Below are 14137 nucleotides of genomic sequence, written 5' to 3'. Positions count from 1 at the left end.
ATTAATTTTCCTTACACCCGGTGACGCTTGCACCTAAGGTATCTAAATCATTGGTTTGATGTAAAAATCCAGGCAAAGGCGCGCTGGTCACTAATGCTCCTGCGTGAGCAAGTATAAGGGGTTGACGCAATTGCCGAGTAGATTTAGCAAAAGATAACTGACGCCCTTTGTATGCGGCAATTGAAGTTTTTTCACTCAACAGTAGTTGGTAAAAACTTTTGTCAGAGTGAGTGCGTGAAGCTTGTACCGCAGTTGATACTGCTGTGACAGCAACATATGAAAAGTAATCGTACTCCGTCATTACGCGTTTAAACTTTTCGGCAAAACGGCCTTGTAATTGTCTTGCTCCCCATTGTTCATGAGTTGAATGCCAGCCTAATGCTTGTAAGCCAGCGCTTCCAGAAATGGGCACTTGATAATAGGTGTTATATGGCAATGAATAAGCAAACTGTTGCGCGTGATCAGCAACAAAAATTGCTTCATATTTGTCACCACTTCGAGTAAATGCAGGAATTTCATTAAAAGCAGATCGGCGCAAATCAAAACTAAATTGCCACGCTTTATTTTCCACAATACTTAACTTAAATTGCTTTGCGGTTTTTTCGAAAGCTTTGGCAAATAACGAATCTTCCATGTTAGGCCCAGTCAGCATCGCAATGTCTTCAATTCGTTTGGTTCTAAACCATTGACCCAAAGCATCGGTTTTCATTTGATAGCTTGGAGCGACATGAAGTATCGGTGCCTCACAATATTTGCTTCTCAATGCGTTGTCATGATTACGAACATTAATAATTAGAGGACGAACCTGCTTTGCCATAAGAGTTTGCAATAAGCTGTCAAAGAACGGGGGGTCGCTATCGATAATCACGGCATGTGAAGATTGAATAGTCGTTTGTTGTGTTTTGTCTAATTTCGCTAAGTCTGATACTCGGATCACGTCAAGTTGTAGCTGGTAGCCCAAAAACTTACCTGTTTTATTAGCATCATCCAACGCACTTTGCGCCCCACTAATACCTTCATTTTCTGGCGATGCTAAATAAGTTGGAACGCCTGGAAACTCATCACGTTGTAATTTTAAATAAGTAATATTAATGATCTGGTTAGTATTTTGAGTAGCGTAACTGGGTGATACTGATAGCGTCAGTAGTAATGTAATGGCGAGGCATGTTCTATTTTTTGACGCGATGCGTGAACAATTGACCAAAAGGTCTTGAAGCATCAATAATTGCCACCAAGAAAATGAACTGGATTGCTTAATGCAAGTACACTTAAAGAAAAATATTTGGCTCATAACTCACAAGAGTTCCAATTATAGAAAGCACTATTAATGCTTTCCACATTACTTGAATTTACCTTGAAATTACAGTTTATTAAGTTAAAAAACCTACTAAAGGATGAAAACGTTATCCATTCTAAAAGATTATACTCAAGCGCTTGTAAAAATTTCAAATTTATACAAGTATAGCGGCATAAAACGCGTTGGAAGTGAACGTATTGTTATGTAAAAACAAAACAATGTGTAGATTTAATAGTGGCGACTAAACTACTTAACACAAAATATATCGGAGTAAGTCAACCAATGAAAAAATATGTTTTTGGGGCGATTCTTTTCCTTTTCTTAAATTCCATAAATAGCGCTATAAGTCGCCCTTTGGACGATATTCAAAAGCAGGGGACAATTATCGTTGCAGTATATGGTGAATACCCTCCGTTTTCTTATCTAAATGAAAATGACGAGCCATCTGGTATTGATGTGGACATAGCTAAGCACATTGCAAAAAAACTTGGTGTCGATATTGATTTTATTTGGATGACAGCGGGCGAAACAAGTGATGATGATCTTAGAAATTATATTTGGAAAGGCCATATTATCCATAAGGTAAAAGCTGATTTAATGATGCGTGCCCCCTATGATAGAAAATACAGCATGAAACGAGACGATGTAGGCCTACTTGTTAATGAACTTGTGCACATGTTTGGCCCCTATCATTCTGAAACTTGGAAAATTGTGCACAATGTTGAACGCTTGCCAGACGTACCCACTATGTCCATGTTTCAATATCACAAAATTGGTGTAGAGAATGACTCTATCCCGTATTTCTATCTAAATTCTGCGTTTAAAGGGATATTTAGAAATAATACCTCCACCTACTCAAATAACGAAGAAGCAATATCGGCAATGCAAGCGGGCAAAGTTGATGCGGTAATGGGGTTACGCTCACAAATAAGCCATTTACATGCGGACCTTCCCAAAGATGAATATAAATTATCGAGCAATGCGTTTCCCCTTATTGGCAAGCAAAAGTGGGACATTGGTATGGCTGTGCACAATGATTATAGAGCCTTAGCTTACGAAACGGGTGATGTGGTGACTGAACTTATTATGAGCGGTGAGATGCAAAAGATTTTCGACAAATACAATACTATTTATCAAATGCCTGACTACTATAAGACTGAATAGCTTAAAAAAAATTCGTTATTCATATACAAAAAACATAAGCGAATAAACTTTTATTGACATATAAAGCGTTTATTTTGTCATTTCAAACAAATAAATTAATACCTCTCGGTATAAATTTTCCAATAAAATCAACGTTTAATCTAGTTCCTCCTACTAAAGGAGGGCTTAATTCAAACACGCGGTGCATACAAACCATTAACATTCATATGTACTCTGTACGGCGGTTGGAAATCATAATTGTGTAGTCGTCGATCCTTTACAAATTATGTTTTCTCGGATTGATTAACTAATGATTAGGAACAAATCATGCGAATGAAGCAAATTACAAAAGCGATCACTTTGGCACTGTCTGTAGCAGTGTCTTCGGGCATCGCAGTTACAGCGAATGCACAAGTAACTGACAAAGATATAATGAATGATGCCACAACTACTAATGACGTAGTTACATATGGCATGGGTCTAAGTGGTCAACGCTATAGTCCATTATCAAAAGTAAACGCAGAAACTGTACAAGATTTGCGACCTGTCTGGGCTTTCTCCTTTGGTGGTGAAAAGCAACGCGGTCAAGAATCTCAGCCAATGGTTAAAGATGGCGTCATGTATGTGACGGGTTCTTACTCTCGCGTATACGCTATTGATACTACAACTGGTGAAGAATTATGGCAGTACGAAGCGCGTTTACCAGACGGTATCATGCCTTGCTGTGACGTTATCAACCGTGGTGTTGCTTTATATGATGACCTAGTTATTTTCGGTACACTTGATGCGAAACTTGTCGCATTAGATGCTAAAACAGGTAAGACCAGATGGTCTAAAAAAGTTGAAAACTATAAAGCAGGTTACGCCATTACTTCTGCTCCAATTGTAGTTAGAGGTAAAGTTATCACCGGTATATCTGGTGGTGAATTTGGTATTGTTGGTTCTGTTTACGCATATGATGCTAAAACAGGCGCCAAAGTATGGCAAAGACCAACCGTTGAAGGCCACATGGGTTACAAATGGGTTGATGGTAAGAAAATTGAGACCGGTATTTCTGGTGGTGAAGCAGGCAAAACATGGCCAGCAGAATTATGGAAATCAGGTGGCGCAGCAACATGGCTAGGCGGTACTTATGATGCCGATACCGATTCTTTATTCTTCGGTACAGGTAACCCAGCACCTTGGAACTCGCATATGCGTCCTGGTGATAACTTGTTCTCTTCTTCACGTGTTGCGATTGACCCAGATGATGGCTCAATAAAATGGCATTTCCAAACTACTCCTCATGACGGTTGGGATTACGATGGCGTAAATGAACTTATTTCTTTTGAGTATGACCAAGCTGGAAAAACCGTGAAAGCAGCAGCAACAGCAGATAGAAACGGATTTTTCTATGTACTTAACCGTGAAAATGGTGACTTCATCAGAGGTTTCCCTTTTGTAGATGAAGTTAACTGGGCTTCAGGCTTAGATAAGAATGGCCGTCCTATTTACAATGATGAAAACCGCCCTGGTAATCCATCAGACGCATCTGATGGTAAGCAAGGCAAGCAAGTAGTGGCTAGACCTTCGTTCTTAGGTGGTAAAAACTGGATGCCAATGGCGTTTTCACCAGATACAGGTTATTTCTATGTTCCTTCAAATGAGTGGGAAATGGATATCTGGAACGAACCTACTGCATATAAGCAAGGTGCAGCATACTTAGGTGCAGGCTTTACTATCAAGTCAGTACAAGATGACTACATTGGTGTACTTCGTGCTATCGATCCTAAAACAGGTGAAGAAGTATGGAGACAAAATAACTTTGCTCCTTTATGGGGTGGAGTAATGACAACTGCTGGCGGACTTGTATGGACAGGTAACCCTGAAGGTTATTTGATGGCTTTTGATGCTAAATCAGGTGAGAAGCTTTATGAATTCAACACAGGCTCTGGAATCGTAGGCACACCTATTACTTGGGATCAGGATGGCGAGCAGTTTATCTCTGTAGTTTCAGGTTGGGGTGGCGCTGTTCCATTGTGGGGCGGTGAAGTGGCTAAGCGTGTTAAAAACCTTAACCAAGGTGGCACAGTCTGGACATTTAAATTACCTAAGCGTTATGAAAAAAGTAATCTAGCTAAAAACTAGTTTTAGATTAGTTTGAAATGTATTAGGCCCCGCTATATGTGGGGCTTATTGTTATAAAGTAGGAGGTTTCCGCTACTTATGGCTAGTTGACCTAGTCATTCCATTTTTAATACTGTTAACAGTATATCCAACGGTATTTTTTGCTTTGAAGCTAGGTTTTGATAATTTTATGTTCACAAATAATTCAGGTTATACACATTTATCTCGAATTATCATTGTGAGTTTTATATTTGTGTTTTTAATTTTTAGTATTGTGACTTATTTTGTTATCAAAAAAAATATCAGTGATGAAACACAAGCCGCTATGATGCAAGCAAAAGCGATGCAACAAACTCAAGTGTCAATCGATAGTATGCAAAAAATACTTAGCAATAGTCCCCATTTAAAAGTAGAACGTTTTTTTGGGCGGCTTGGTGGTGATGGGCCAGCAGAAACTGAGGTTAGTCTGTCTAGGAATATGGTTAATGATATTGAGCCGATTGTCATGCCGCTATCAGAAAACAGTTACTTTATTATCAGTCCTGACAACCAAACTGAATTTTCACAAAACATGATATTCTTTTATTTGGTTGCGGGCCTCTTTATTGTCACACTAGCATTATTGCTAATTATCATAAGAATAGGTATTCAGCACCAATTAAAACCTTTGAAGCAATTGGCCATCGCTTTACAAAATACACTCAAAGATGACCAGATTGATATTAATAGGCAAGTCGCTTTACCTCACTCAGATATGCAAGAGATTCAGGCTGTATTTTATGAGTATTCAAAGCTTAAACAAACACTTGTTAAAAAAGAGCTAGCGCTACTAGATGCTGATCGAAAGCTAGCTATGCTGCAAGAGCAGGAGCGAAGTTATTTAGCAAGAGAGCTTCACGATAATGTTGGACAGTTGATTACTAGTACAAAAGCTTACGCACACATGTTAGCGAATACTGACAATCAACAAATAATTGAAACAAGCAGTGCGAAGATAAAATCATTTTGCTCTCAAATTAGCACGGCTATTCGTCAATTAACTGACCATTTACACCCCATAATTCTAGACAAAGTTACACTATGGGAAGCCGCCCAAAGATTAGTACTAGAGCAACAAGATATTACTCCAAACATGAATTGGCAGATAGATATTCAATGCGAAAAATTTGATGCTAACAAAGAACGAGACATCCATTTGTACCGAATTATTCAAGAATCAATCAACAATATTATCAAGCATTCACAAGCTAAGAATGCGTTTTTAAGCGCTTCAATAATTGAACATACCCTTTATTTAGAGATAAAGGACGATGGTGTGGGTATAAAACATGACAAACAAGAGCTAGGGCTAGGGTTGTCTTCCATTAAAACGAGAGCGCGCTGCATTGGCGCTGAATTATCGATTAATAATGATAGTGGTACTAACATTCTATTATCGGTCAATATTGAAACTGAGAACGCTATTTCATGAATATTATAATTGTAGATGACCACAGCGTTGTGAGAGAAGGGTATAAAGCTTTAATCAATATGATGATCCCTGAGGCTAAGTTATATGAAGCTGCAAATGGTCAAGAGAGCCTAAATGCTCTAAAAGATAACGATATAGATCTTATGATACTAGACATTAACTTAGCCCATGAAAGCGGTTTGGTCTTGGCTCAACAATTTTTAAAAAGCCACCCTAGTTTAAAAATAATATTTTTCAGCATGTTTGAAGACGGGGCAATACTGCAACGTGCTATGGAAACGGGGGCGATGGGATACATTAGCAAGCAAAGCGATCCTGAGGTATTAATTTCTGCGATCCAAGTGGTTAACAAAGGTCAAAAATATATTGAGAAAGACTTGGCTGTTAGGCTAGCAAAGCGATTACTTACAGATCAAATAGATATTCAGAGCCGCTTAACTGCCAGAGAGTTTGAAATTTTTATCGCCTTTGCCATGAAAAAAAGTCGAGTTGAAACGGCGAAAAATTTAGATATATCCATAAAAACAATCTCCAATACGCTAACCACAATCAAGCGCAAACTAAACGTTGAGGTGAATGAGTTTTCCGACTTAGCCATCCAACACGGATATATAGGTTCAATTTAAGCGTTTAATTTTAGCGCAGCCTAAAACGGCTTTCCCCTCCTAAAGTAGGAGCTAAATCGACCTATTGAATTATAGCGAAATTTGATGAAAGCGACCATCATTTACAAACTCTTAAATATGCTTAACGCTCATGCTTAAGCACCTTGAAAATTGAAAAATAGGCACTCTATATGATATATGCAAATCCAGGAAGTGAAGGCTCTGTCATTACCTTCAAACCACGATATGAAAACTTTATTGGCGGAGAGTGGGTAGCCCCAGTTAAAGGGGAATATTTCGACGCAACTTCACCAGTAGATGGAAGTGTTATCGCTCAGATACCACGTTCTACTTCTGAAGATGTGGAAAAAGCGCTTGATGCAGCACATGCAGCCAAGCAAGCGTGGGCTGATACATCAGTAGCTGAACGTTCTGGGCTTTTGCTTAAAATTGCTGACATAATGGAAGCGAACCTAGAGTTACTTGCCGTTGCAGAAACTTGGGACAACGGTAAAGCAGTTCGTGAAACAATCAATGCTGATATCCCACTTTGTATTGATCACTTTAGATATTATGCTGGCTGTATTCGTGCTCAAGAAGGCACGATGGGTGAAATAGATAAAAATACTGTTGCTTATCATTTTCATGAACCATACGGCGTAGTAGGGCAAATCATCCCTTGGAACTTCCCATTACTAATGGCAGCGTGGAAACTTGCTCCAGCTATCGTAACGGGTAACGTTGTGGTTATGAAACCTGCAGAGCAAACTCCGGTGTCTATTCTTGTGCTATGTGAATTATTACAAGATATTATACCACCTGGCGTGTTAAATATAATAAATGGTTTTGGTGCAGAAGCGGGTCAAGCTTTAGCAACAAGCACGCGTATTGCTAAAATTGCGTTTACTGGTTCTACTCCTGTTGGTGGCCATATTCTAAGATGTGCTGCTGAAAACCTTATTCCATCAACGGTAGAACTTGGTGGTAAATCTCCTAACGTCTTTTTTGAAGACATTATGAATTATGAGCCAGAGTTTATAGAAAAATGTGCTGAAGGATTCGTTTTAGCTTACTTTAACCAAGGTGAAGTATGTACTTGTCCATCAAGAGCCCTTGTTCAAGAGAGTATCTATGATGAATTTATGGAAGCAGTAATTAAGAAAATCAACGTCATCAAGCGTGGCAACCCGCTTGATACTGAAACAATGGTAGGTGCTCAAGCTTCTGATGAGCAATTCCAGAAAATTCAAAAGTACATTAATATTGGTCGTGATGAAGGTGCTGAAGTTGTTGTAGGCGGAAACGTTGCTGACGTGGAAGGTCTTGAGAATGGATTTTATATTGAGCCTACTATTCTTAAAGGCCATAATAAAATGCGCGTGTTCCAAGAAGAAATCTTTGGACCTGTTGTATCTGTTCAAACCTTCAAAACTGAAGAAGAAGCCATTGCCATTGCCAATGACACTGCTTTCGGTTTAGGTGCCGGCTTGTGGACGCGTGACGCCAATAGAATGTTCCGCGTAGGTCGTGCTATCGAAGCTGGACGTGTATGGACAAACTGCTATCACTTGTATCCGGCTCATGCTGCATTCGGTGGTTATAAGAAATCTGGTATTGGTCGCGAAACACATAAAATGATGATGGACCATTATCAACAAACTAAGAACTTACTAGTTAGCTATGACACAAACCCTCTTGGTTTCTTCTAAGCTAAGCTATAACAGTAATAAGCGGGCATTTTAATATGCCCGTTTTTTTTATTATGAAAAATCTCATTGCGTTTATTTTTTTAATATTTTTATTCCTCAGTTCGGTAGTTTCTGCAAAAGAAGATGCAACCGACATTCCCGAGAATATTAAACAAATTTTCCCAACGGCTACTAGAGTTGAGGCCCCCCATACCGATATTCCCGTTATACCTGTTTATCAGTTGCAGGAATTCTTGGGTTATGCGTTTGAGTCCCGCCACTTTGCTAATTTCATAGGGTTTTCAGGTAAACCAATTAATATGTTAATTGGCATAGACGATAAAGGGCAATTTATTGATGTGAAGGTCCTGTCGCATGCTGAGCCTATATTTTTGCATGGGTTAGGTGAACAATCTATGCATGACTTTGTTGCTCAATATAAAGGGCACAATATAAAACAACGTTTTATTATTGGTGGCAATAAAGCCTCAGGTGTAGATGCGAATTATTTTGATGGTGTAACAAAGGCAACGGTATCAGTTTTAGTTATAAACGATACGATAATTACTTCAGCACTTAAAGTTGCGCGCTCTAAGCTTAACGGGTTTGCCCCCTTAAGCAATAAAATGCTTAATCCTGACTATTTCGAACCGCTTGATTTTAATCAGTTAGTTGAAAAAAGATTAATTACAGAGCATACCATTTATGAAAAAGACTTTGCAGAACTTCCATCAGAAATCATAAGAGCTGGAACAGATTATATTGATGAAAATAAGGTGTTTTCACAGCACTACTATTTGTTTCTAAACATTCCTATAGTGGGTAAAAATATACTGGGAGAAGATGAATACGCAAGACTAGAAAAGGACTTAATGCCTGGTGAAATCGCATTGATGGTCCTTAACACTCAAGCATACTCATTCTTAAGCGATGAATTTATCCCGCAAACCTATCCAGAAAATCTTCGCCTTAATCAAGGTGAGCTGCCATTACCAGCTAAAGACTTAGATTTTTACGGCTTTTATCCTGCTAAATTTAAGGCTAATTTGCCTGAATATAATGAGATAAAAATACTCAAACTAAAATCTCAAAGCGGGATGGATCTAAGTCAAAAAATTGATATATCTATCGCACTTACATACAGCCCTAGCTTTTTTGAACGCGAACAACATTTATTTACCTATGGCTTAACCTTACCCGACGAACTCTTCATGTTAAATCCAGATTCTATCGTTGAAACAAAAGATCCACTTTGGGTGACGTTATGGAAATCAAGAATCTTAGAAATTAGTATTGTGAGCATATATTTAGTGCTACTCACTTACTTTTTTGTATTTCAAAGTAAGTATGTTAAGCATACAAAGCTTGTTCACAGTGCGCGATTTGTTAGTTTATTTTTTATTTTATTTTTTATAGGCTTTTACGCACAAGGTCAGCTGTCAGTTGTTAATATCTACACGCTATTACTCTCAGTATGGGACGGTTTTACAATAGAAGTCTTTTTGTTAGACCCCGTTATTTTTATTTTGTGGGCGTTCGTTTTTGTCAGCTTATTTTTATTTGGCAGAGGATTATATTGCGGTTGGCTTTGCCCATTTGGTGCGCTACAAGAAATGATGGGGCTTCTAGCTAAGAAATTAAAAATAAAACAAATCAAAATAAAAGATCAACATCATCAAATTGGCATTAAGATAAAGTATTTTATTTTATTAGGTATAGTCGCTAGTGCTTTTTATTCATATACTTTAGGTGAGATTCTATCTGAAGCTGAGCCGTTTAAAACCGCTATTACGCTTTACTTTGTTAGGTATTGGCCCTTTGTGTTGTATGCAGTAGCATTATTGTTACTCAGTATGAAAATACATAAGGTATACTGTCGCTATCTTTGTCCTTTAGGCGCTGGTTTAGCGGTGTTAGGGCGTTTCCCAATTTTTAAACTTTTGCGCCGTCGAGATGAATGTGGCAGCCCATGTCAGCTTTGTAAACAGCGCAAGTGTGACATTGACGCTATCAATCGGGATGGAAGTATTGATTATTCAGAATGCATTCAATGTTTAGAATGTGTCGTGACCCTAGATAATCCAAATTTATGTAAAATTGACAAATATAAAAAGAGGCCAATTTATGCCCGTGTCGAAACCTTCAATCCTAACTAGTAGTCGACGGTTAGTTAACGATAGCCCTGACTTAATGATTAATACCCAAAGAGCGGTTCAAGAAGCGATTAGTGACATTCTCGCAAAAACAGAAGTGGAACAAATTGAATTATTAATCGTCCACTTTTCAGTTGCTTTCGATTTCGACCAAATTCTTACCTGTTTGAATGCTGAATTTTCTGCCACGCAAGTCATTGGTTGTTCTAGTGCAGGTGAATTCAACATGCAAGGTTATCAAACTCAAAGTATCGTGTTTGTTGCTTTGCTTAAATCAGATTTTGTTTGTTCAACTCATTTACTCGAACAAGTAGATGAAGTGAGTTTTGATTCCGCTTATAAAATTGCGGCAGATTTACGTCAAAACCTACGTGAAAAAGCTTCTTTTGAATCAGAGCAACAAATGGTCATTTCTTTCCTTGACGGACTGAGCATGAATGAAGAAGTATTTTTGCATTCATTTAGTCCTGTTTTTGGCAACATCCCTCATTTTGGAGGGAGTGCAGGGGACGATTTAGAGCTTAACGCAACGTATTTATTATACAACGGTCGCATCGTACAGAAAGCCTCTATTATAACGTTAATAGGGTCTAGGGGACCTTTTAAAGTGTTCTCTGTCGACCATATAGAAACGCCAGTTTCTCGACTCGTAGTAACTAATGCTGACCCATCAACAAGAACAGTGTTCGAGCTCAACGGAGAGCCTGCCGCTGAATACTATGCAAAACTAATGGGTAAAGATGTAAAAGAACTGTCTCCTAAAGTGTTTTCGAAGTTTCCACTAGCCGTACTAATGGGAGGGAAATATTTTATCCGCTCTATTCAGAAAATTGATATTATAACTAATTCTTTGACATTCTACTGTGCGGTTGACCTAGGTATGATTTTGACCGCTGTTCAATTAGGTGAATGTTCACAAACGTTACAATCAAAATTGGAAGAACTGAGACTGGAGCTTGGTGAACCAGAGATGATCTATGGATGTGATTGTTTTCTTCGTCGTTTAGATATTATTCAAAGTGGAAAAGAACAAGATATCAAGAACATGCAACAAGAGTTTAAAATTGCAGGTTTTAATGCGTACGGTGAGCATATGAATTCTATTCATATGAACCAAACATTTACGGGAGTTTATTTTGCAAGAGCTAGTAAACTATCAAATTAGTTCTGATATAGGGACTCTTCAAAAAGAGGTGTCTGAGCTAAGGAGAGAAAATAAAAAGCTAGAAAAAATAAATGATGCCTTGATCTATAGAATGGAAGAGGGGAACCGCCTTAATGTTGCTTACCATGCTTTTGAGCATGCGGTAAATTTATCAGAAAAAGTAAACGAACAAACCGAACAACTCAATAAAGCACTTCAAGACCTAGAATCACGTAACCATGAGTTAGCCTTAGCAAATAGTCTAACGAAAAAAACGCAACAAAGATTGCACGACGCGGTTGAAAGTAGCCAACAGCCAATGGTTTTGACAGACAAAGAAAAAAATATAACTTTTTTTAACACTAAGTTTTCTGAAATTTGGAAAGAGACTAACGTAAAGCCCAAGATAGGTGTCGATTTTTATGAAATTATTCAATCAGCAAAAGTAAATGGAATAATCACCAGAGCGATGCCGAATGTCGGTGAAAATATCATGATTTACCATTTCTCAAATAATACATGGTATCAAGTATCTGAAAGCACGACTGAAGATTCTGGTACAGTTATTGTGTTTAATGATATTACTGATATTAAGCTGCGAGAATCTAGTAAGCACGCAAGAGTTATTCGTCAAAAAAACCAAATTCTTCAGAGCTTAATTGATAACATTAAGGTGGGTATTTTAAGAGTTAAAAAGACTGGAGAGTTGGAGTTCTGGAATGATACTTTTTTAAGTTATTCCGGGCTAAGTAATACGCAATTATTACGCTGTAAAACGTTGACTAAGTTGTCAAAAGTATTTTCATTAAATGGGTTAGCATTAAATCGGGATGAAAGTCACGTTCAATATCTTGATAAAGATTTAATTGTTGAAAGAGAAGTAACATTAATCAACGACTCATGGCTATACACATTTAAAGATATTACATCACAATATAAGTATGCAGAGACTCTGCGAGAAAGAGAGAGTTGGATAAGACTTATTACTGACAACATTCCAGCACTTATTGCTTATATTGGTTCAGAGCGTGAGTTCCAATATACAAATAAAGCCTATAGAGACTGGTATGGTATAGAAAAAAACCAGTTTCAAGATCTGCCTATAGAAAAAAGTCATTTGAGTGATATATTTCCGCGTATTAGTCAATACTTGCAACGGGTACGCGATGGTGAGGTGGTAGAATTCTCTAGTGAAGAGGTCAATGCAAACGGAAACAAAGGTATATTAAAAAAGGTCTACATACCACACATCGACAGTCATGATAAAGTTGTAGGGCACTTCGTATTAGCAACGGATATTACAGAGCAAGTAAAAGTTGAAAACGAACTCCTATTGGCGAAACAAGGCCTTGAAAATAGAGTAGAGGAGCGCACCGTAAAGTTAAACGAAATCAATATTGCATTGCGTGAGGCGGTAGAAAATAAAACAAAGTTTATCGCTGCATTAAGCCACGATTTACTTCAGCCGTTAAGTGCAGCGATATTATTTAATGAATCGCTCAAAATTCGCTGCAATGCGAAAGACGCCGATATAGTCGATTCTCTGGAAAATTCTCTTTCTGATCTAGAAGCATTAATCCGCACGTTGATAGATATTTCTAAGCTTGATGCAGGTTTGATGCAACCCAATATTAGAAATACAGATTGCAATCCGATGCTTAATCAGTTGGCTAAGGAGTTCTCGCGACTAAGTAAAGATTATGGGGTTGATTTTAACTTTAAATTTCATCAGGCGCATAGTAAAACGGATACGGTATTACTCGCGAGAATACTACGGAATATATTATCCAATGCGCTCAAATATGGTGCCCATAGCAAAGTGCTTTTTGTTGCACGTCAAATAGGTAAAGAAGTACATTTCATGGTGTTGGATCAGGGTTTAGGTATGACTGAAGAAGAACAATGTTTAATATTTAAAGAATTCGAACGTTTACCTAATGACTTAAACTATAGTCATAGCTTAGGTCTTGGATTATCTATTGTAGATAAAATGGCTAAGTTATTAAGGCACACCATAGAAGTGCGTTCACAGAAAGGCAGAGGCTCATGCTTTATTATTAAAGCGCCTAATGCGGCCAGTATGGTTAGTGAAGAAAAGCCTCAAACTAAAGAAGAGGTTATTGTTAATCAGTTAAATACGGCAAATATTTGGCATATTGATAATGATCTAGGTGTGAGACTAGCTATGCAATCACTATTTGAAAGTTGGGGGGTTGAGCTTGATAGTTATCAAAGCTATGAACAATGTGTAACGGTAAACGAGGGTTGCCTTGACCAATGTGATACCCTATTGCTTGATTATCACTTAGATAAAAATGTAAATGGCTTAGATATAGCAAGCAAGTTGAGACACTCCTATCCTCAACTTCCTATTATTCTGTGTACCGCGAATCATTCCAAAGGCTTAGAAAAGCAAGCAAAAGACATGAACATTCCAATTATCTACAAACCGATAGAGCCTTTGAAGCTTCGCTTAACGCTAAATATGCAATTAATTGCCAGACAAGCAAGTAAAGCACTATAAATATTT

Annotated in this window: 9 protein-coding genes; 8 read left to right on the top strand and 1 reads right to left on the bottom strand. The window is 37.9% G+C overall.

The genetic code is table 11. From position 1 onward, the window contains the following. Window position 1 precedes the first annotated feature (1 nt). A complete protein-coding gene (locus ACKLNX_RS01975; RefSeq protein ID WP_412971040.1) occupies window positions 2-1291 on the bottom strand; it encodes a hypothetical protein in 1290 nt (429 codons plus the stop codon). A 288-nt stretch (window positions 1292-1579) separates the two neighbouring features. Between ACKLNX_RS01975 and ACKLNX_RS01970 the strand changes: the two genes are divergently transcribed. From ACKLNX_RS01970 to ACKLNX_RS01935, 8 genes are all read left to right on the top strand, one after another. Continuing rightward, entirely contained in the window at window positions 1580-2461 is an 882-nt protein-coding gene (locus ACKLNX_RS01970) for a substrate-binding periplasmic protein (RefSeq protein ID WP_412971039.1), read from the top strand. A gap of 312 nt (window positions 2462-2773) precedes the next feature. Next, a complete protein-coding gene (locus ACKLNX_RS01965; RefSeq protein WP_412971038.1) occupies window positions 2774-4567 on the top strand; it encodes a methanol/ethanol family PQQ-dependent dehydrogenase in 1794 nt (597 codons plus the stop codon). Window positions 4568-4736: 169 nt separating this feature from the next. Then, complete coding sequence (locus ACKLNX_RS01960) at window positions 4737-6017, top strand: sensor histidine kinase (protein WP_412971037.1); 1281 nt, start codon at window positions 4737-4739, stop codon at window positions 6015-6017. After that, the gene (locus ACKLNX_RS01955) at window positions 6014-6643 is read left to right on the top strand and encodes a response regulator (RefSeq protein WP_412971036.1); all 630 of its coding nucleotides are present in this window, start codon (window positions 6014-6016) and stop codon (window positions 6641-6643) included. The genes ACKLNX_RS01960 and ACKLNX_RS01955 overlap by 4 nt, the downstream gene beginning before the upstream one ends. A gap of 170 nt (window positions 6644-6813) precedes the next feature. After that, entirely contained in the window at window positions 6814-8331 is a 1518-nt protein-coding gene (locus ACKLNX_RS01950; RefSeq protein WP_412971035.1) for an aldehyde dehydrogenase family protein, read from the top strand. A 35-nt stretch (window positions 8332-8366) separates the two neighbouring features. Next, window positions 8367-10466 (top strand): 4Fe-4S binding protein, encoded by a 2100-nt coding sequence (locus ACKLNX_RS01945; protein WP_412971034.1) that lies wholly within the window; start codon window positions 8367-8369, stop codon window positions 10464-10466. Then, a complete protein-coding gene (locus ACKLNX_RS01940; RefSeq protein WP_412971033.1) occupies window positions 10435-11628 on the top strand; it encodes an FIST N-terminal domain-containing protein in 1194 nt (397 codons plus the stop codon). Before ACKLNX_RS01945 ends, ACKLNX_RS01940 begins: the two co-directional genes overlap by 32 nt. Beyond that, entirely contained in the window at window positions 11600-14131 is a 2532-nt protein-coding gene (locus ACKLNX_RS01935) for a PAS domain S-box protein (RefSeq protein WP_412971032.1), read from the top strand. The genes ACKLNX_RS01940 and ACKLNX_RS01935 overlap by 29 nt, the downstream gene beginning before the upstream one ends. Window positions 14132-14137: the final 6 nt, after the last annotated feature.

This window comes from Glaciecola sp. MF2-115 (assembly GCF_047250385.1).
Lineage (GTDB): Bacteria > Pseudomonadota > Gammaproteobacteria > Enterobacterales > Alteromonadaceae > Glaciecola.
Note: the sequence above shows the minus strand (reverse complement) of the source record. Positions and strands in the feature narration are given on the sequence as shown.